Source organism: Cobetia sp. SIMBA_158 (assembly GCF_046566945.1).
Classification (GTDB): domain Bacteria; phylum Pseudomonadota; class Gammaproteobacteria; order Pseudomonadales; family Halomonadaceae; genus Cobetia; species Cobetia amphilecti.
Genome location: NZ_JAWJYL010000396.1, coordinates 1 through 271, shown reverse-complemented (window position 1 = coordinate 271; position 271 = coordinate 1). Strand labels below are relative to the sequence as shown.

The window sequence follows — 271 nt, the reverse complement described above, 5'->3', positions numbered from 1 at the left end:
GTGCGCTTCGCGAATGCGATGTTCGAGCCCATCTGGCGGCGCGAATATATCGACAGCGTGCAGATCACGGCGTCGGAAGTGATCGGCGTGGAAGGACGCGGCAGCTTCTACGAGCCGACCGGCGCGTTCCGCGACATGGTGCCGAACCATCTGTTCCAGTTGCTCGGCATGATCGCGATGGAGCCGCCGAACTCGTTCGACGCGGAGTCGGTGCGCAACCGCAAGGCCGAGATCTTCGACGAGGACATCATCGCGATCGTCTCCGAAGAAT

1 pseudogene is annotated in these 271 nt (G+C 62.0%); it reads left to right on the top strand.

Features of this window, described 5'->3' with window-relative positions:
- Positions 1-18: 18 nt before the first annotated feature.
- Positions 19-271: pseudogene (locus R2R70_RS20435) on the top strand (glucose-6-phosphate dehydrogenase); the annotation flags it as partial.